Source organism: Variovorax sp. LjRoot175 (assembly GCF_964253805.1).
Classification (GTDB): Bacteria; Pseudomonadota; Gammaproteobacteria; order Burkholderiales; family Burkholderiaceae_C; genus Variovorax.
Genome location: NZ_CAXURY020000001.1, coordinates 4,554,433 through 4,572,300 on the forward strand (window position 1 = coordinate 4,554,433; position 17,868 = coordinate 4,572,300).

The following is a 17,868-nucleotide window of genomic DNA, read 5'->3' on the forward strand; positions in this document are numbered from 1 at the left end:
GACCTCAGCGGCTGTCGGGCATCAGCACCATGTTATCGCGGTGCACCATCTCCGGCTCCGCCACGTAGCCCAGCAGCCGCTCGAACTCGATTGAGGGCTTGCGGCACAACAGCCTGGCTTCGGCGCTCGAGTAGTTGGCCAGCCCGCGCGCCAGTTCGATGCCCTGCGCGTCCCGCACGGCGATGACGTCGCCGCGCGAGAACTCGCCCTCGACGCTGGTCATGCCGATCGGCAGCAGGCTCTTGCCCTCGCCCCGCACCTTGGCGGCGGCACCGGCGTCCACCGTGACCGCGCCGCGCAACTGCAGGTGGTCGGCCATCCAGCGCTTGCGCGCCTGGTGCTTGGCGGTCTGCGCCAGCAGCAGCGTGCCGATCGGTTCGCCGTGCGCAAGGCGCAGCAATGCGTCGTGCTCGCGGCCCCATGCGATCACTGTCGAGGCACCGGAACCTGCGGCGCGCTTGGCCGCCAGGATCTTCGTGATCATGCCGCCGCGGCCGATGCTGCTGCCGGCGCCGCCGGCCATGGCTTCGAGCGCTGGATCGCCCGCGGCCGCCTCGTGCACGAAGCGCGCGTCGGGATTCTTGCGCGGATCGGCGGTGTAGAGGCCCTTCTGGTCGGTCAGGATCACCAGCGCGTCGGCTTCCACCAGGTTGGCGACCAGCGCGCCCAGCGTATCGTTGTCGCCGAACTTGATCTCGTCGTTGACCACCGTGTCGTTCTCGTTGATGACCGGCACCACGCCGAGCGCGAGCAGGGTCACCAGCGTCGAGCGCGCATTCAGGTAGCGCTCGCGGTCGGCCAGGTCGGCGTGTGTCAGCAGCACCTGTGCACTGCCCATGCCGTTCTCGCGCAGCTTGGTCTCGTAGATCTGCGCCAAGCCCATCTGCCCGACCGCCGCGGCGGCCTGCAGTTCGTGGATCTCGTGCGGGCGCGTGCGCCAGCCGAGCCGCTTCATGCCTTCGGCGATGGCACCGCTGGACACCATCACGACCTCGCGGCCGTCGCGCACCAGCGTCGCGAGCTGCCGGCACCAATCACCGATGGCGTTTTCATCCAGGCCCCGGCCCTCGTTGGTGACAAGGCTGGAGCCCACCTTGACGACGATGCGGCGCGCGTCGCGCAGGGCGGTGGAACCGGTGGTCGAGCTTGAAGTCATGTCAGGCAAAACGCGGATCGATCTCTGTCGGCGGTTGCTCGGCGACCTGTTGCGCCTTGACGTGCTGGTAGATCGCCTGCACCAAGGGCTCGCAGCCTTCGCGCGTGAGCGCGGAGATCTCGAATACCGGACCCTTGAAGCGCAGCCGCTTGACGAAGTCCTTCACACGCGCGGCGCGCTCGTCGTCCTGCACCATGTCGAGCTTGTTCAGCACCAGCCAGCGCGGCTTTTCGTACAAGGCTGCATCGTATTTCTTGAGCTCACCGACGATCGCCTTGGCCTGCGCGACCGGATCGGCGTCGTCGAAGGGCGCGATGTCGACCACGTGCAGCAGCAGCCGGGTGCGCTGCAGGTGGCGCAGGAACAGATGGCCGAGGCCGGCGCCTTCGGAGGCACCCTCGATCAGGCCCGGGAGATCGGCGACGACGAAACTCTGCTCCGGACCGACGCGCACCACGCCGAGGTTCGGATGCAGCGTGGTGAAGGGGTAGTCGGCGATGCGCGGGCGCGCATTGGAAATCGCACTGATGAGGGTGGACTTGCCGGCGTTTGGCATGCCCAGCAGGCCCACGTCGGCCAGCACCTTCAGCTCGAGCTTGAGGCTCTTCTTCTCGCCGGGCCAGCCGGGTGTCTTCTGGCGCGGTGCGCGGTTGATGGCGCTCTTGAAGCGCATGTTGCCGAAACCGCCATCGCCGCCCTTGGCGATAGTGATCACCTCGCCCGGCGTCAGCAGCTCGTACAGCACCTCGCCAGTTTCGGCGTCGGTGATGATGGTGCCGACCGGCATCTTGAGCGTGATGTCGTCGCCGGCGGCACCGAACATGTCCGAGCCCATGCCGTGCTGCCCGCGCTTGGCATCGTGGCGGCGCGAAAAGCGGAAATCCACCAGGGTGTTCAGGCTCGGATCGGCCACGGCGAACACATGGCCGCCGCGCCCGCCGTCGCCGCCGTTCGGGCCGCCGAACTCCTTGTACTTCTCATGCCGGAACGACACGCAGCCGTTGCCGCCATCGCCGGCGGCGATGTCGATGAAGGCTTCGTCCACGAACTTCATGAGATGTCCAGTTTACAAATGAAGAAGCCCCGGCAAAGCGGGGCTTCGAGCAGATCGAAGTGACTGGCTTACGCCGGGGTCACGGTGACCGTGTGCTTGTTGAGCGCGCCCTTGGTGCCGAAGGACACATGGCCGTCGACCAGGGCGAACAGCGTGTGGTCCTTGCCCACGCCGACGTTGACGCCGGGGTGGAACTGGGTGCCGCGCTGGCGCACGATGATCGAACCGGCGCTGATCAGTTCGCCGCCGAAAGCCTTCACGCCGAGCATCTTGGGCTTGGAATCGCGCCCGTTTCGCGTTGAGCCGCCGCCTTTTTTCTGTGCCATGGTGTTCGCTCCTTAGCCGGCGATCGCACCGATTTGCAGCTCTGTGAACTGCTGGCGATGGCCTTGACGTTTCTGATAGTGCTTGCGACGGCGCATCTTGAAGATGCGAACCTTGTCGTGCTTGCCGTGCGACAGCACAGTGGCTGTCACAGATGCGCCGGACACCAGGGGCGTACCGACCTTGATTGCGCTGCCGTCGCCGACTGCGAGCACTTGGTCGATCACGATTTCCTGGCCTACGTCCGCAGCAATCTGTTCTACTTTAATTTTCTCGCCGGAAGCAACGCGATACTGCTTGCCACCGGTTTTTATGACCGCGTACATGTGGACCTCTTGGAATAAGATGGTTCTACGGCGAATTCCGCAGAGCCCAAGATTCTAGCACGGAGGGCACCTGCGGGCATAGAGCCGCGCCGCGCCGCATTGTCTGGGCACCCGGCTCCCTATAATCTGCGCCTTCCGGCCCTGCGCCATCGTCGTCCCTCACGCAGCGCACAAAGCGCCCCTGCCTTGTCAGTCCCCCCCGCCGACACCTCCCCCGCTGCCGCCGTACTCAGCCTGATTGCAGAGGACATGGCAGGGGTCGACCTCGTGATCGCCCGCCGCCTCGATACCGGCGTCCCGCTGGTGCGCCAAGTCTCCAAGTACATCATCTCGGCCGGCGGCAAGAGGCTGCGCCCCGCGCTGCTGCTGCTCATGGCCGGCGCTTTGGGCTATCGCGGAGAACAGCGCTTCAACCTGGCCGCCGTGGTGGAATTCATCCACACCGCGACCTTGCTGCACGACGACGTCGTCGACGAATCCACGCTCCGGCGCGGCCGCCCGACGGCCAACGAGTCCTTCGGCAATCCGGCCAGCGTGCTGGTCGGCGACTTCCTCTACTCTCGCGCATTCCAGATGATGTTGGATGCCAACAACGTCCGGGTCATGGAAATCCTGGCCGAGGCGACCAACGTGATCGCCGAGGGGGAGGTGCTGCAGCTCATGAACATGCACGACGCCTCGCTCGATGAGGAGGCTTACCTTCGGGTGATCCGCTCGAAGACGGCCAAGCTGTTCGAAGCCAGCACCCGGCTCGCCGCGGTATTGGCGGGCGCGACGCCGGAGGTGGAAGCAGCATGTGCCGCCTATGGACAGGCGCTGGGCACCGCCTTCCAGGTGATCGACGACGTGCTCGACTACGCAGGCGATGCGAACGAGACCGGCAAGAACGTCGGCGACGACTTGCGCGAAGGCAAGACGACGCTGCCGCTGATTCTGGCCATGCAGCGCGGCACCCCGGCACAGCGCGAACTCATTCGCGCCGCCATCGAGGCGGGCGATACGGCGCAACTGCCGCAGATCGTCGCCATCGTGCGAGAGACGGGTGCGTTGGACGCTACGCGGGCAGCAGCAGCGGCCGAAGCGCAACGCGCGATGGATGCGCTTGCCGGCTTTCCCGCGAATTCGCACTCCGCCGGTTTGCTACAATTGGCGGCTCAGTTGCTTGAGCGACGCGCCTAGACACCTCACGACAGTGGGCACCCGGGACGAATCTTTTTCTTGCAACCATCGGGGTGTAGCTTAGCCTGGTAGAGCGCTACGTTCGGGACGTAGAGGCCGGAGGTTCGAATCCTCTCACCCCGACCAGCCTTTTCGGCTGTAAATGCAAAATGCTCCGCGGTCTGTTGCAGCGAAGCGATTTACAGCCCTTGGGGGATCAGCGATGATCGTGAAGCAATTTTTCACGTCTTGTTACATTCGTTGAATGGCCGCTGCTGAACCTCTCGTCAAAGAAAGCTCGTCGATCGCCCTGCCGGGACTCGCGCGGGCCTTGATATCGGCCGGCAAGCTTCCGGCAAAAGCAGCCGAAGACATCTATCAAAAGTCGCTCAGCGGGCGCACCAGCTTCATCGCGGAGCTGACCGGCACGGGCGCCGTCTCGGCCGCCGACCTCGCGCACACCTTGTCGAGCGCCTTCGGTGCGCCGCTGCTCGACCTCGATGCGATCGACCCGCAGCGCCTTCCCAAGGACCTGCTCGACCCCAAGCTGTGCCAGGCCTATCGGGTCGTCGTCCTGAGCAAGCGCAACAATCGTCTCATTGTTGCAACAGCCGATCCTTCGGATCAGCAGGCAGCCGAAAAAATCAAGTTCGCGTCCCAGATGGGCGTGGACTGGGTCATCGCCGAGTACGACAAGCTCTCGCGCATGATCGAGGCGGCCGCAGTGAGCGCGTCCGAAACCATCGACAGCATCGTCGGTGCCGAGTTCGAATTCGATGAAGTTTCGGCGGATACCTCGAGCGACAACAACGACCCGGCGGTGGCCGAGGTCGAAGACGCACCGGTCGTTCGCTTTCTGCACAAGATGCTGCTCGACGCATTCAGCATGCGCGCGTCGGACATTCATTTCGAGCCCTACGAGCATCAATACCGCGTGCGCTTCCGCGTCGACGGCGAACTGCGCGAAATCGCAAGTCCGCCCACGGTCATCAAGGACAAGCTGGCGTCGCGCATCAAGGTGATTTCGCGGCTGGACATCTCCGAAAAGCGGGTGCCGCAGGACGGCCGCATGAAGCTCAAGATCGGTCCCGACCGCGTGATCGATTTCCGCGTGAGCACCTTGCCCACCCTGTTCGGCGAAAAGATCGTGATCCGTATTCTCGATCCGAGCAGTGCACGCCTGGGCATCGACGCACTGGGTTACGACGCGGATGAAAAGGAACGATTGCTCACTGCCATCGGGCGTCCCTACGGCATGGTGCTGGTCACGGGCCCGACCGGCTCCGGCAAGACGGTGTCGCTCTACACCTGCCTGAACCTGCTCAACAAGGCCGGCGTCAACATCGCCACGGCGGAAGATCCGTCGGAAATCAACCTGCCCGGCGTGAACCAGGTCAACGTCAACGAAAAGGCGGGGCTGACCTTCGCGACCGCGCTGCGCGCCTTCCTGCGCCAGGATCCGGACATCATCATGGTCGGCGAAATCCGCGACCTCGAAACCGCCGACATCTCGATCAAGGCTGCGCAGACGGGCCACCTGGTCTTGTCGACCCTGCACACCAACGACGCCCCCACGACACTCACGCGCATGCGCAACATGGGCATCGCGCCGTTCAACATCGCCTCGAGCGTCATCCTGATCACCGCGCAGCGGCTTGCGCGCCGCCTCTGCACGGTTTGCAAGGTGCCGGCCATGGATGTGCCGAAGGAGGCGCTGCTCGATGCCGGCTTCAAGGAAAGCGATGTGGACGGTACCTGGAAGCCCTATCGCCCGGTCGGCTGCTCGGCCTGCAACGGCGGATACAAGGGGCGCGTTGGCATCTACCAGGTGATGCCGATCTCCGAAGAGATCCAGAAGATCATTCTGCGCGATGGCAGCGCCCTCGATATCGCGAAGCAGTCCGAAGCCGAAGGCGTGCGCTCGCTACGTCAATCGGGACTGAAGAAGGTCATGCAGGGCCTGACCTCACTTGAAGAAGTGCTCGCGGTCACCAACGAATAGCATTGAGAAGCGGAGCTCGAATGGCAACGGCAGCAGCATCAACCCGAACCCTCAAGGAATTCGTTTTCGAGTGGGAAGGCAAGGATCGCAACGGCAAGGCGGTACGCGGCGAGGTCCGCGCTGCCGGCGAAAACCAGGTCCAGGCGGCGCTGCGGCGCCAGGGCGTGCTCGCCACGAAAATCAAGAAGCGGCGCATGCGCTCCGGCAAGGCCATCAAGCCAAAGGACATCGCCATCTTCACGCGCCAGCTGGCGACGATGATGAAGGCCGGCGTGCCGCTGTTGCAGGCCTTCGACATCGTGGGCCGCGGCAACGCGAATCCGAGCGTGGCCAAGCTGCTCAACGACGTTCGCAGCGACGTGGAAACGGGGACCTCGCTGTCCGCCGCCTTCCGCAAGTTTCCCAAGTACTTCGACAACCTCTACTGCAACCTGGTCGAAGCCGGCGAAGCCGCAGGTATCCTGGAAGAACTGCTCGATCGCCTGGCCACCTACATGGAAAAGACCGAGGCGATCAAGTCGAAGATCAAGTCGGCATTGATGTACCCAACTTCAGTGGTCGTCGTCGCGTTCGTCGTGGTGGCGATCATCATGATCTTCGTGATTCCGGCCTTCAAGCAGGTGTTCACCTCCTTCGGCGCCGACCTGCCGGCCCCGACGCTGTTCGTCATGGCCGTCAGCGAAATCTTCGTCGCCTACTGGTGGCTGATCTTCGGCGTGATCGGCGGCGGCCTCTACTTCTTCATGCAGGCCTGGAAGCGCAACGAGCGCGTTCAGCGGGTCATGGACCGGCTGCTGCTGCGCCTGCCGATCTTCGGCACGCTGATCGACAAGTCCTGCGTCGCGCGCTGGACCCGCACCTTGGCCACCATGTTTGCCGCCGGCGTGCCGCTGGTCGAGGCGCTCGACTCGGTCGGCGGCGCATCCGGCAATACGGTGTACGCCGATGCCACGGCCAAGATCCAGCAGGAGGTCTCGACCGGCACCAGCCTGACGTCGGCCATGACCAACGCCAACCTGTTCCCCTCCATGGTCCTGCAGATGACCGCGATCGGCGAGGAGTCCGGGTCGATCGACCACATGCTGGGCAAGGCCGCCGATTTCTACGAGTCGGAAGTCGACGACATGGTGGCCGGCCTCTCGAGCCTGATGGAGCCCATCATCATCGTGTTCCTCGGCGTGATCATCGGCGGCATCGTGGTCTCGATGTATCTGCCCATCTTCAAGCTCGGCCAGGTCGTCTGATGCTGGTTTCGCAGGGGGTGGACGCCGCATTGGCCGGCGTGCTGGGGTTGTTGATCGGCAGCTTCCTCAACGTCGTGATCTATCGCCTGCCGAAAATGCTGGAGCGCCAATGGGCCGCCGAATGCGCGAGCCTCAACGGCGCGGAACCCGCTGCTGCCGAGCCCTTCAATCTGATGGTGCCGCATTCGCGCTGCCAGCAGTGCGACCACGCGATCCGCTGGTACGAGAACGTGCCCGTCTTGAGCTACCTGTTTCTTCGCGGCAAGTGCTCGGCGTGCAAGACGCCGATCAGCCTGCGCTATCCGCTGGTCGAGCTGGCGACCGGCGCCCTGTTCGCCTGGTGCGTATGGCGCATGCCGGGCCAGTTCGGCGGCCTGGCCTGGTGCGGCTTCGCGGCCGCGCTGATCGCGCTCGCGCTGATCGACTGGGACACCACCCTCTTGCCCGACGACATCACGCTGCCCTTGCTTTGGGCCGGCCTGCTCGCTGCCCTCGCGGGTTTCACGGGCGTGAGCCTGACCAACGCCGTCTGGGGCGCCGTGGCGGGCTATGTCTCGCTGTGGGCGGTCTATTGGCTGTTCAAGCTGAGCACCGGCAAGGAGGGCATGGGTTACGGCGACTTCAAGCTGTTCGCCGCCTTCGGCGCATGGTTCGGATGGCAAGCACTGGTGCCCATCATCCTGATGGCATCGGTGATCGGTGTGATCGTCGGCATTGCACTCAAGCTCAACAGCGGATTGCGCGAAGGCGGCTACGTGCCCTTCGGCCCTTTCCTCGCGGGTGCGGGCTTCACGGCCATGCTCTTCGGCCCGGACGCGATCCTTCGCGTGGCCGGCCTCTGACAAGCAAAGGCGCGCGTGCCATGCGCATCGGACTGACCGGCGGCATCGGCAGCGGCAAGAGCACTGTCGCGTCCATACTGGTCAGCGCCGGCGCCACGCTGATCGACACCGACGCCATTGCACGTGCGATCGCCCAGCCTCATGGGGCCGCCATGCCCGCAATCGAAGCCGAATTCGGCCCCGCAGTCATCGCTGCGGATGGCGGTCTGGACCGGGCGCGCATGCGGGACCTGGTGTTTGCCGACACCGGCGCCAGGAAACGGCTCGAGGCAATCCTGCATCCCTTGATCGGCGCGGAGTGCGAACGCCAGGCGTCGGCCGCGGCCGGGCAGCTAGTCGTCTTCGATGTGCCACTGTTGGTCGAATCGAAGCGTTGGCGCGCCCTGGTCGATCGCGTGCTGGTCGTCGACGCGACCGAAGAAACCCAGGTGCAGCGCGTGGTGGCGCGTTCGGGGTGGACGCCCGAAGCCGTTCGCGCCGTAATTGCTCAGCAGGCCGACCGCGCGCAGCGCCGCGCCGCAGCCGATGCGGTGATCTTCAACGAGAAAATGTCGCTGGCGGAACTCTCCGCCGACGTCCGAAATCTGTGGGAACGGTGGACCGGCGCAGGCACGCGATAATCGCGGGCTGACTGCCGCCACACGCGCGAAGCAACAACAAGGCGGCGCGCTCGAATGGGCCATGCGACGCAGCCCTCCCCAAGATGCTTTTCAATTCGTACGCATTCATCTTTCTCTATTTCCCGATAGTTCTTGTCGGGTTCTTCCTGATCGCAAAGCGCAACGCGCGTGCGGCCGCCGGCTTTCTTGCGCTCGCATCGCTGTTCTTCTATGGCTGGTGGAGCGTCATGGCCTTGCCGCTGCTGGTGGGCTCGATCTGCGTCAACTACTGGTTCGGACTGCGCCTCACGCCGAATCCGGGACGCGACGACCGTCAGCGCAAGCGCATGCTGATCGCTGCGCTCGTCGTCAACCTCGGGGTGCTGGCGGTCTTCAAGTACGCCAACTTCTTCGTCTCGAACGTGAACGAGGGGCTGGCTGCCGCAGGACTGGCGCCGATTGCGCTGCTCCATATCGCACTGCCGATCGGGATTTCGTTCTATACCTTCACGCAAATTGCCTTCCTGGTCGACTGCTGGCAGGGCAAGGTTCACGAGCGCAGCTTCATTCACTATGTGCTGTTCGTCACCTACTTCCCGCATCTGATCGCGGGTCCGGTGCTGCATCACGCGCAGATGATGCCGCAGTTCGCCAACCCGGCCATCTACCGGATCGATGCGAACAAGCTCGCGCTCGGCATTGCGATCTTTAGCTTCGGTCTCGCGAAGAAGCTGCTGATCGGCGACAAGATGGGACAGTACGCCGACCTGATGTTCAACGGCGTGCACAACGGCATCGCGCCCTCGCTTTACACGGCATGGTTCGGTGTGCTGGCCTACACGCTGCAGATCTACTTCGACTTCTCGGGCTATTCGGACATGGCGGTGGGGCTGTCCTTGTGCCTGGGCGTGCAGTTGCCGCTCAATTTCCGATCGCCCTACAAGTCGACCAACATCATCGAGTTCTGGCGGCGCTGGCACATTTCGCTGTCGACCTTCCTGCGCGACTACCTGTACGTGCCGCTGGGCGGCAACCGCAAGGGTGAGGCGCGCCGCTACCTCAATCTGTTTCTCACCATGCTGCTCGGCGGCCTCTGGCATGGCGCGGCGTGGACCTTCGTGATCTGGGGTGCGTTGCACGGCGCATTCCTGATGATCAACCACCTGTGGAACGCCAAGGTGCTGCGCAATGCCACACCGAGCCGCTTGAGGCGCGCGACCGGCTGGTTGCTGACCTTCCTGTGCGTGATGATCGCCTGGGTCGTGTTCCGCGCCGAGAGCGTCGCCACGGCGCTCGAAATCTACAAGGGCATGCTCGGCATGCACGGAACGCCGCCGAGCGCATTCGGCGAATTCGCGGTTCCGTATCGCAAGCCCGAGTTCTTCCAGACCTTGCTGCTCGGCCTGTTCATCTGCCTGGCATTGCCTCCCACGATCGCGTTGGAGCGCTGGGTGCCTGGTCCGATCGCGCTGGCGGGGCGTCCGCGCTCGATGCGGGCGGTCACGGCACTGATCGCCGCTTTCGTGGTCGTGCTGTTCGGCATGTGCGTGTCCCAACTGGGCGTCTACAGTCCCTTCCTTTATTTCCAGTTCTGACATGACCCCAGCGAAACTCTGGCTGCGGATCTTTTTCGCGGGCTTTGCGGTGATCGTGGCCCTGCTGCTGGTCACCCTGTTCACACCGGTTCCCTACGGCGACCTGTCGCGCATCGGGCGGGTATCCGATCACGAATTCGGATGGCGCAAACCGCCACCTCCTCTTCCGCTCGAGTCCATGCGCGGCGTCCCGATGGACCAGGCCGACATCCTCGTCATCGGCGACAGCTTCTCGATGACCCTCACATGGCAGAGCGTGCTGGTGAAGGCCGGCTACCGCGTCACGACGATCTACTGGGGACAACTTCCCTTCATCTGCAAGAATTTCAGCCAATGGGTCGAGGGCACCGGTTTCCGCGGCAAGCTGATCGTGATCGAGAGCATCGAGCGCCTGCTTGCCGAGCGCCTCGACGAAAGCGAGACCTGCGGCGCGATGTCGAAGAAGCCCCTGTCGGTCAAGAAGGAGCCCTTCGTGCCGCCCCTCACCCAGGTTCCGGGCTTCGAACTCAACACCAACGCCAAGCTGACCACCGGCCTGAACACCTATCGCAACACGAAACGCGCAATCGCATCGCCCGACATCCAGTTCGGCGAGCGCGCGCGGGTGCGCACCGTGCCCGACGGCTGCGCCTATTTCAGCCACAGGCTCTGCGACAAGGCGCTGTTTTTTCCCGATGACACCAAGGCGGCCGAATTGTCCGAGCGGACGGTCAGGCAGATGGAAGCGATCAACCAGGCGCACCCGTCGTTGCCGATCCTATGGATGGTGTTGCCCGACAAGACGACGACCTACGTGGAACCGAAGCACTCGGCCAGTTTCGTGGCCGCGCTCAACAAGACCAAACTCGGCCCCGACTTGTTCACCGCGGCGAGGGAGGCCCGCACGACCGTGCGCGATCTGTATTTCCCCAACGACACGCACCTGTCGATGCACGGTCAGCTGTGGGTCGGCGACCTGATGCTGACGGAGGTGCGCGAGTTCCTCTCTCCCGGTCGACACAACGCGCCGTAGGACGGATGCCAGTTCCCATCCGCTGCGGCGCGGCAGCGAGTCTTCGGGCTATCATCGTGCGACTGGAAGCCGACGCGTGATTCTGTACGAGTACCCCTTCAACGAGCGCATCCGGACCTACCTGCGGCTGGAGCACCTGTTTCGCCGTCTCGGCGAATTGGTGCCTGCCGATTCGGCGCTCTCCCACCACTACGCTCTCGTCACGATCTTCGAGGTCATGGACGTGGCGGCGCGCGCCGACCTCAAGGCCGACGTGATGCGGGACCTCGACAAGCACAAGAATGTCTTCAACAGCTATCGCGGCAATCCGGCCATCTCTGAAGCCGTGCTGGACCAGGTCGTCGGCAAGCTCGAAAGCAATTTCACGACCCTCAACACGGTGCCTGGCAAAGCCGGCCAGGCATTGACCGAGAACGAGTGGCTGATGAGCATCCGCAGCCGCGCGGGCATTCCCGGCGGCACCTGCGAATTCGACCTGCCGGCCTACTACGCCTGGCAGAACGGCAGGGCCTCCGATCGGCGCGCCGACCTGGAACGCTGGTCCTCCACGCTCGCGCCGCTGGCCGAATCGATCTACCTGCTGCTGAAGCTGTTGCGCGACGCCGATGTGCCTTACAAGGTCATGGCCGCGGGCGGCCAGTTCCAGCAGAACCTGCCCCAGGGCCGCAGCTTCCAGCTGCTGCGCCTGCGCATCGACCCGAAACTCGGACTCATTCCGGAGATCAGCGGCAATCGGCTCATGGTGTCGGTGCGGCTGATGCGGCAGGAGGCCGATCGCCTGCACCAGAGCGCGGACGACACGCCATTCGAGCTGACCCTCTGCGCATGATGACCAAGGTCAATGCAGCCGGCGAGCGCATCGTCCGGTGTCCGGCGTGCGGGAAAGACAGCGTCTACGCGCCCAGCAACCCGTACCGGCCCTTCTGCAGCGCGCGCTGCAAGGGCATCGACCTCGGCGCCTGGGCCAGCGAAGAATTCAGGATGCCGGCCGAGGCCCCGCCCGACGACGAGCCTTTCGGCGACCCGAAGCTTCAGTGACCGTCCGGCAGGCCGCGCTCTTCGGCCAGCCATCCGAGCACCGGCAGCGCGCCCGGCAGCACCGGCGTCACATCGAGCGGCAGCTGCTGCCAGCGCATGGACTGGCCTTCGCGCATTTCGAACTCGCCCCGCCACACTCGGACCTTGCACCAGTGCAGGCGCACCAGCGCATGCGGGTAGTCGTGTTCGGTGGTCTTCCAGACTTCGGCGCCGGCGATCGTGATGCCGAGCTCCTCGTGCAGTTCGCGCCGGAGCGCTTCCTCCACCGTCTCGCCAGTCTCGATCTTGCCGCCCGGAAACTCCCAATAGCCCGCGTAAGGCTTGCCCTCGGGCCGCGTCGAAAGAAGCAGGGCGTCGTCTTCGCGGATCAGGATGCCGACCGCGACCTCGGTGTGTTTGCGCGTGTCCGTCATGGCCGGGTTCAGCTGCGGCCCGCGTAGTCGCGCGCGAACTGGTAGGCCACGCGGCCGCTGCGCGAACCCCGCTCGAGCGCCCACACCAGCGCCGCGGGGCGCGCCGCCTCGATCGCCTTCGCATCGACGCCGAAGGACGAGAGCCATTGCGCGACGATCGTCAGGTATTCGTTCTGGCTGAAGGGATAGAAGCTGACCCAGAGGCCGAAGCGCTCCGACAGCGAAGTCTTCTCCTCGATCACCTCGCCGGGATGCACCTCGCCGTCCTCGGTGTGGGTGTAGCTCAGGTTGTCCTTCATGTACTCGGGCAGCAGATGGCGCCGGTTGCTCGTCGCGTAGATCAGCACATTGGGTGTCGCCGCGGCGATCGACCCGTCGAGGATCGACTTGAGCGCCTTGTAACCCGGCTCGCCCTCGTCGAAACTCAGGTCGTCGCTGAACACGATGAACTTCTCGGGCCGCTGTGAAACCACCTCGACGATGTCCGGCAGGTCGGTCAGCTCCGCCTTGTCGACCTCGATGAGGCGCAAGCCCTGCGGCGCATAGGCCTGCAGGCAGGCACGGATCAGCGAGGACTTGCCGGTGCCACGGGCCCCGGTCAAGAGCACGTTGTTGGCCGGCTTGCCCTCGACGAACTGGCGCGTGTTGCGCTCGATCTTTTCCTTCTGGAGGTCGATTTCCTTCAATGCGTCCAGCGACATGCCCGCCACATGGCGCACCGGCTCTAGCGTGCCGTGCCCTGAACTGCGACGGCGGTAGCGCCAGGCGATCGAGGCGTTCCAGTCGGCGGGCGCCGCCATCGGCTGGGGAAGGATCGACTCGATGCGGCCGATCAGCTGTTCGGCACGCTCGATCAGCCTTTCAAACTTCTCGTTCATATCGATTAGCTATGAAGCTTGTCTGTTCGGGGGGACACCGCGGAACCGGCCTTGCCGGGCCGCTGGTGTCGCCCCCCGCTGAGGGGGTTGGCGAAGCGACACGAAGTGCGCGAAGCCTGGGGGAGGTCAAGATCTGTAGTCGGCGTTGATGGAAACGTAGTCGTGGCTCAGGTCGCAGGTCCACACCGTATCCGCGGCCTCGCCGCGGCCGAGGCCGATGCGCACCATGATCTCGCTCTGCTTCATCACGCGCTGGCCGTCTTCTTCGCGGTAGCTCGGATTGCGCCCGCCCTTGACCGCGACGTGCACATCGTCGAGATGGAGGTCGATGCCGGTCTGGTCGAGGTCGGCGATGCCCGCGTAGCCGACTGCCGCGAGGATGCGCCCGAGGTTGGGGTCGCTCGCGTAGAACGCGGTCTTGACCAGCGGCGAATGCGCGACCGCATAAGCCACCTGGCGGCACTCGGCGGCGTCGCGCCCGCCTTCGACGCGGATGGTGATGAACTTGGTCGCGCCCTCGCCGTCGCGCACGATGGCCTGGGCCAGCTGGAGCGCGACCGCCTGCATCGCGTCCAGCAAGGCGCGACCTTCCACGGAATCGAGTGAGGTGATGGTGCCGTGCTCGGCTTTCTGCGTGGCAATCACCACGAAGGAATCGTTGGTCGAGGTGTCGCCGTCGATGGTCACCCGGTTGAACGAGGCCTCGGCCAGGGCCTTGGCCAGCGGCTGGATCAGCGACGGATCGATCTTCGCGTCGGTCGCCATGAAGCCGAGCATGGTCGCCATGTTCGGCCGGATCATGCCGGCGCCCTTGCTGATGCCGGTGACGGTGACCGTGACGCCGCCGATCTGCAGCTGCCGGCTGAAGGCCTTGGGCACGGTGTCGGTGGTCATGATGCCTTCGGCCGCGCGCGCCCAGTTGGCGGGCGCCGCGTCGGCCAGCGCGGCCGGCAGCCCGGCCTCGATGCGGTCGATCGGCAGCGGCTCCATGATCACGCCGGTGGAAAAGGGCAGGATCTGCTCGGGCGCGAGGTTCAGCTTGCGCGCCAGCGCGATGCAGGTCGCGCGCGTGCGCGCCAGGCCGTCCTCGCCGGTACCGGCATTCGCATTGCCGGTGTTGATCAGCATGGCGCGAATGCCGAAGTCCCGGGCCAGGTGCTCGCGGCACACCTGCACGGGTGCAGCACAGAAGCGGTTCTGCGTGAACACGCCGCCGACGACGGCGCCTTCGTCGATCAGCACGACCGTCAGGTCCTTGCGGTTGGCCTTGCGCACGCCCGCCTCGGCCACGCCGATGCGGATGCCGGGCACCGCATGCAGCTCGGCGGGATCGGGAGCGGAGAGATTCACTGGCATGGCGAGATCCTGCTGTGCATCAATTGAGTTTGCCGTGGCAATGCTTGAACTTCTTGCCGCTGCCGCAGGGGCAGGGGTCGTTGCGGCCGACGCGCGCAAAGGCGGCGGCACCAACGCTCAGGCCCGAGGTGGCCTGGCGGCGCAGGCTTTCTTCGTCGACCCGCACTTCGACCTCGCCGGTCTCGGTCGGCGCGGTGTAGGTGATGTTGGACAGGTTCTCGCCGCGGCTTCCCAGCTCCTCCGCCGCTTCCTCGAACTGCTCGCCGGTCTGCACGCGCACCGTCATGAGCTGGCGCGTGACCTCGTTCTTCACCGAGTCGAGCAACTGGCCGAAGAGCTCGAAGGCCTCACGCTTGTATTCCTGCTTGGGCTGCTTCTGCGCGTAGCCGCGCAGGTGGATGCCCTGGCGCAGGTAATCCAGCGAAGCCAGGTGCTCGCGCCAATGGGTGTCGATGCTCTGCAGCAGCACCATGCGCTCGAACTGGGTGAAGTTCTCCTGCCCGATCAGCGCCACCTTGGCGTTGAAGGCTTCGTTGGCCGCAGCGACCACCTTCCCGACGATGTCCTCATCGCCTATGGCACTCGAAGCCTCCACGTCTTTCTGCAGCGGGATGTCGATGCCCCACTCGGCCGCCAGCACCTTCTCGAGGCCGGCGAGGTCCCATTGCTCTTCGACCGATTCGGCCGGCACGTACTGGCGAACCAGGTCGGTGAAGCAGCCTTCGCGCAGCGCCTCGATCTGCGCCGTGAGATCGCCGGCGTCGAGGATGTCGTTGCGCTGCTGGTAGATCACCTTGCGCTGGTCGTTGGAGACGTCGTCGTACTCCAGCAGCTGCTTGCGGATGTCGAAATTGCGCGCCTCGACCTTGCGCTGCGCGCTCTCGATGCTGCGCGTGACGATGCCGGCTTCGATGGCTTCGCCGTCCGGCATCTTGAGGCGGTCCATGATCGCCTTGACGCGGTCGCCCGCGAAGATGCGCATCAGCGGATCGTCCAGGCTCAGGTAGAAGCGCGAAGAGCCCGTGTCGCCCTGCCGGCCCGAGCGGCCGCGCAGCTGGTTGTCGATGCGCCGCGACTCGTGCCGCTCGGTGGCGATGATGCGCAGGCCACCGACCGACTTCACGAACTCGTGGTCCTTGTCCCACTCGGTGCGCAGGCGTGCAATTTCGGCCGCCTTGGCCGAAGGATCGAGCGCCTCGTCGGCCTCCACCGCCTCGATCGCCTTCTCGACGTTGCCGCCGAGCACGATGTCGGTACCGCGACCCGCCATGTTGGTCGCGATCGTGATCATCTTGGTCCGGCCCGCCTGCGCGACGATCTCGGCCTCGCGCGCATGCTGTTTGGCGTTGAGCACCTGGTGCGGCAGGTCGACCTTGGCGAGCAGGCCGTCGATGATTTCGGAGTTCTCGATCGACGAGGTACCGACCAGCACCGGCTGGCCGCGCTCGTAGCACTCGCGGATGTCCTCGATGGCCGCGTCGTACTTCTCGCGCGTGGTCTTGTAGACGCGGTCCAGCTGGTCTTCGCGCCGGCTCGGGCGGTTGGGCGGAATGATCGTGGTCTCCAGACCGTAGATCTCCTGGAACTCGTAGGCCTCGGTGTCGGCCGTGCCCGTCATGCCCGCCAGCTTGGCGTAGAGGCGGAAATAGTTCTGGAAGGTGATCGAGGCAAGCGTCTGGTTTTCGGCCTGGATCTCCACGCCTTCCTTGGCTTCGACGGCCTGGTGCAGGCCGTCGCTCCAGCGCCGGCCGGTCATCAGGCGGCCTGTGAACTCGTCGACGATCACCACTTCGCCCTGCTGCACCACGTAGTGCTGGTCGCGGTGGTAGAGATGCCGCGCACGCAGCGCGGCATTGAGGTGATGCATCAGCGTGATGTTTGCCGGATCGTAGAGCGAAGCGCCCTCGGGCAGCAGCTTGAATTCGGAGAGGATTTGCTCCGCCTTCTCGTGGCCGTCTTCGGTCATGAACACCTGGTGCGTCTTCTCGTCGACCGTGAAGTCGCCCGGCTTCGTGACGCCCTCGCCGGTGCGCGGATCGGCCTCGCCCTCTTGCTTGGTCAAGAGCGGCACGACCTTGTTGATCGCGAGGTACAGCTCGGTATGGTCCTCGGCCTGGCCGCTGATGATGAGCGGCGTGCGCGCCTCGTCGATCAGGATCGAGTCCACCTCGTCGACGATGGCGTAGTTCAGCCCGCGCTGCACCCGGTCCTGCGTCTCGTAGACCATGTTGTCGCGCAGGTAGTCGAAGCCGTACTCGTTGTTGGTGCCGTAGGTGATGTCGCTGCCGTAGGCCTGCTGCTTCTCCTCGCGCGGCATCTGCGGCAGGTTGATGCCGACCGAGAGCCCGAGGAAGTTGTAGAGGCGGCCCATCCAGCGGGCGTCGCGGTTGGCGAGGTAGTCGTTCACCGTCACCACGTGCACGCCCTTGCCGGTCAGCGCATTCAGGTACACCGGCAACGTCGCGGTGAGCGTCTTGCCCTCGCCGGTGCGCATTTCGGAGATCTTGCCGTTGTGAAGCGCCATGCCGCCGAGCAGCTGCACGTCGAAGTGGCGCATCTTCATGACGCGCTTGGAGCCTTCGCGCACCGTCGCAAAAGCCTCGGGCAGCAGGTCGTCCAGCGTCTCGCCGCGCCCCAACCGGTCCTTGAACTCCTGGGTCTTGGCACGCAGCGCATCGTCGCTGAGCTTCTCGAAGTCGGGTTCGAGCGCATTGATGCGTTCGACCGTCTTGCGATACTGCTTGAGGAGCCGGTCGTTGCGACTGCCGAAAATCTGGGTCAGGAAGTTGGTGGCCATGCGAGCAGGGTCGACAGGAACCCCAACGCATGCGGGCACCGCGACCGAAATTCCTAAGATAGGTGAAAGCAGGT

17 protein-coding genes and 1 tRNA gene are annotated in these 17,868 nt (G+C 64.8%); 10 read left to right on the forward strand and 8 right to left on the reverse strand.

Going from position 1 to position 17,868, the window contains the following annotated elements; genetic code table 11:
• Positions 1-4 precede the first annotated feature (4 nt).
• The 4 genes from proB to rplU form a co-directional block, all read right to left on the reverse strand.
• The gene (gene proB, locus ACSQ89_RS22685; RefSeq protein ID WP_436296435.1) at positions 5-1,156 is read right to left on the reverse strand and encodes a glutamate 5-kinase; all 1,152 of its coding nucleotides are present in this window, start codon (positions 1,154-1,156) and stop codon (positions 5-7) included.
• Between the two features lies 1 nt (position 1,157).
• Positions 1,158-2,210: an Obg family GTPase CgtA gene (gene cgtA, locus ACSQ89_RS22690; RefSeq protein WP_093105747.1), complete on the reverse strand. Its 1,053-nt coding sequence runs from the start codon at positions 2,208-2,210 to the stop codon at positions 1,158-1,160.
• A gap of 68 nt (positions 2,211-2,278) precedes the next feature.
• On the reverse strand, positions 2,279-2,536 hold the full coding sequence (gene rpmA / locus ACSQ89_RS22695) for a 50S ribosomal protein L27 (RefSeq protein ID WP_436293327.1): 258 nt from the start codon (positions 2,534-2,536) through the stop codon (positions 2,279-2,281).
• Between the two features lie 12 nt (positions 2,537-2,548).
• The gene (gene rplU, locus ACSQ89_RS22700) at positions 2,549-2,860 is read right to left on the reverse strand and encodes a 50S ribosomal protein L21 (RefSeq protein ID WP_093105742.1); all 312 of its coding nucleotides are present in this window, start codon (positions 2,858-2,860) and stop codon (positions 2,549-2,551) included.
• Positions 2,861-3,046: 186 nt separating this feature from the next.
• Between rplU and ACSQ89_RS22705 the strand changes: the two genes are divergently transcribed.
• The 10 genes from ACSQ89_RS22705 to ACSQ89_RS22750 all read left to right on the forward strand — a co-directional run bounded on the left by ACSQ89_RS22705 (position 3,047) and on the right by ACSQ89_RS22750 (position 12,350).
• On the forward strand, positions 3,047-4,039 hold the full coding sequence (locus tag ACSQ89_RS22705) for a polyprenyl synthetase family protein (protein WP_093105740.1): 993 nt from the start codon (positions 3,047-3,049) through the stop codon (positions 4,037-4,039).
• 49 nt (positions 4,040-4,088) lie between these two features.
• Positions 4,089-4,165, forward strand: a tRNA-Pro gene (locus ACSQ89_RS22710).
• Positions 4,166-4,283: 118 nt separating this feature from the next.
• A complete protein-coding gene (pilB, locus tag ACSQ89_RS22715; RefSeq protein ID WP_436293326.1) occupies positions 4,284-6,020 on the forward strand; it encodes a type IV-A pilus assembly ATPase PilB in 1,737 nt (578 codons plus the stop codon).
• A 20-nt stretch (positions 6,021-6,040) separates the two neighbouring features.
• Positions 6,041-7,264: a type II secretion system F family protein gene (locus tag ACSQ89_RS22720; protein ID WP_436293325.1), complete on the forward strand. Its 1,224-nt coding sequence runs from the start codon at positions 6,041-6,043 to the stop codon at positions 7,262-7,264.
• Complete coding sequence (locus ACSQ89_RS22725; RefSeq protein ID WP_093105732.1) at positions 7,264-8,106, forward strand: prepilin peptidase; 843 nt, start codon at positions 7,264-7,266, stop codon at positions 8,104-8,106. The genes ACSQ89_RS22720 and ACSQ89_RS22725 overlap by 1 nt, the downstream gene beginning before the upstream one ends.
• Positions 8,107-8,126: 20 nt before the next feature.
• Positions 8,127-8,726, forward strand: a complete 600-nt coding sequence (coaE, locus tag ACSQ89_RS22730; RefSeq protein WP_093105731.1) for a dephospho-CoA kinase — start codon at positions 8,127-8,129, stop codon at positions 8,724-8,726.
• Positions 8,727-8,809: 83 nt separating this feature from the next.
• A complete protein-coding gene (locus ACSQ89_RS22735) occupies positions 8,810-10,300 on the forward strand; it encodes an MBOAT family O-acyltransferase (protein ID WP_093105728.1) in 1,491 nt (496 codons plus the stop codon).
• 1 nt (position 10,301) lies between these two features.
• Positions 10,302-11,312, forward strand: coding sequence for a hypothetical protein (locus ACSQ89_RS22740; protein WP_436293323.1), 1,011 nt, complete (start codon positions 10,302-10,304; stop codon positions 11,310-11,312).
• A 76-nt stretch (positions 11,313-11,388) separates the two neighbouring features.
• Positions 11,389-12,141: a cell division protein ZapD gene (gene zapD / locus ACSQ89_RS22745; RefSeq protein WP_093105723.1), complete on the forward strand. Its 753-nt coding sequence runs from the start codon at positions 11,389-11,391 to the stop codon at positions 12,139-12,141.
• Positions 12,141-12,350 carry a DNA gyrase inhibitor YacG gene (locus tag ACSQ89_RS22750; RefSeq protein ID WP_093105721.1) on the forward strand — a complete coding sequence of 70 codons (210 nt, stop codon included), beginning with the start codon at positions 12,141-12,143 and terminating at the stop codon, positions 12,348-12,350. The genes zapD and ACSQ89_RS22750 overlap by 1 nt, the downstream gene beginning before the upstream one ends.
• Here ACSQ89_RS22750 and mutT read toward each other — a convergent pair.
• From mutT to secA, 4 genes are all read right to left on the reverse strand, one after another.
• Positions 12,344-12,763, reverse strand: coding sequence for an 8-oxo-dGTP diphosphatase MutT (gene mutT / locus ACSQ89_RS22755; protein ID WP_436293322.1), 420 nt, complete (start codon positions 12,761-12,763; stop codon positions 12,344-12,346). The two genes, ACSQ89_RS22750 and mutT, sit on opposite strands and share 7 nt — an antisense overlap.
• Positions 12,764-12,771: 8 nt before the next feature.
• Positions 12,772-13,641, reverse strand: coding sequence for an ATP-binding protein (locus tag ACSQ89_RS22760; protein ID WP_436293321.1), 870 nt, complete (start codon positions 13,639-13,641; stop codon positions 12,772-12,774).
• A gap of 126 nt (positions 13,642-13,767) precedes the next feature.
• The gene (gene argJ, locus ACSQ89_RS22765; protein WP_436293320.1) at positions 13,768-14,997 is read right to left on the reverse strand and encodes a bifunctional glutamate N-acetyltransferase/amino-acid acetyltransferase ArgJ; all 1,230 of its coding nucleotides are present in this window, start codon (positions 14,995-14,997) and stop codon (positions 13,768-13,770) included.
• Between the two features lie 19 nt (positions 14,998-15,016).
• Positions 15,017-17,794, reverse strand: coding sequence for a preprotein translocase subunit SecA (gene secA, locus ACSQ89_RS22770; RefSeq protein WP_436293319.1), 2,778 nt, complete (start codon positions 17,792-17,794; stop codon positions 15,017-15,019).
• Positions 17,795-17,868 lie beyond the last annotated feature (74 nt).

What these genes read in the sequence shown, in the direction of transcription:
- proB (WP_436296435.1), bottom strand. Translation starts at nt 1,156, where the DNA reads ATGACTTCAAGCTCGACCACCGGTTCCACCGCCCTGCGCGACGCGCGC.
- ACSQ89_RS22760 (WP_436293321.1), bottom strand. Translation starts at nt 13,641, where the DNA reads ATGAACGAGAAGTTTGAAAGGCTGATCGAGCGTGCCGAACAGCTGATC.
- coaE (WP_093105731.1), top strand. Translation starts at nt 8,127, where the DNA reads ATGCGCATCGGACTGACCGGCGGCATCGGCAGCGGCAAGAGCACTGTC.
- rplU (WP_093105742.1), bottom strand. Translation starts at nt 2,860, where the DNA reads ATGTACGCGGTCATAAAAACCGGTGGCAAGCAGTATCGCGTTGCTTCC.
- pilB (WP_436293326.1), top strand. Translation starts at nt 4,284, where the DNA reads ATGGCCGCTGCTGAACCTCTCGTCAAAGAAAGCTCGTCGATCGCCCTG.
- secA (WP_436293319.1), bottom strand. Translation starts at nt 17,794, where the DNA reads ATGGCCACCAACTTCCTGACCCAGATTTTCGGCAGTCGCAACGACCGG.
- ACSQ89_RS22720 (WP_436293325.1), top strand. Translation starts at nt 6,041, where the DNA reads ATGGCAACGGCAGCAGCATCAACCCGAACCCTCAAGGAATTCGTTTTC.
- ACSQ89_RS22740 (WP_436293323.1), top strand. Translation starts at nt 10,302, where the DNA reads ATGACCCCAGCGAAACTCTGGCTGCGGATCTTTTTCGCGGGCTTTGCG.
- mutT (WP_436293322.1), bottom strand. Translation starts at nt 12,763, where the DNA reads ATGACGGACACGCGCAAACACACCGAGGTCGCGGTCGGCATCCTGATC.
- cgtA (WP_093105747.1), bottom strand. Translation starts at nt 2,210, where the DNA reads ATGAAGTTCGTGGACGAAGCCTTCATCGACATCGCCGCCGGCGATGGC.
- rpmA (WP_436293327.1), bottom strand. Translation starts at nt 2,536, where the DNA reads ATGGCACAGAAAAAAGGCGGCGGCTCAACGCGAAACGGGCGCGATTCC.
- ACSQ89_RS22725 (WP_093105732.1), top strand. Translation starts at nt 7,264, where the DNA reads ATGCTGGTTTCGCAGGGGGTGGACGCCGCATTGGCCGGCGTGCTGGGG.
- argJ (WP_436293320.1), bottom strand. Translation starts at nt 14,997, where the DNA reads ATGCCAGTGAATCTCTCCGCTCCCGATCCCGCCGAGCTGCATGCGGTG.
- ACSQ89_RS22750 (WP_093105721.1), top strand. Translation starts at nt 12,141, where the DNA reads ATGACCAAGGTCAATGCAGCCGGCGAGCGCATCGTCCGGTGTCCGGCG.
- ACSQ89_RS22735 (WP_093105728.1), top strand. Translation starts at nt 8,810, where the DNA reads ATGCTTTTCAATTCGTACGCATTCATCTTTCTCTATTTCCCGATAGTT.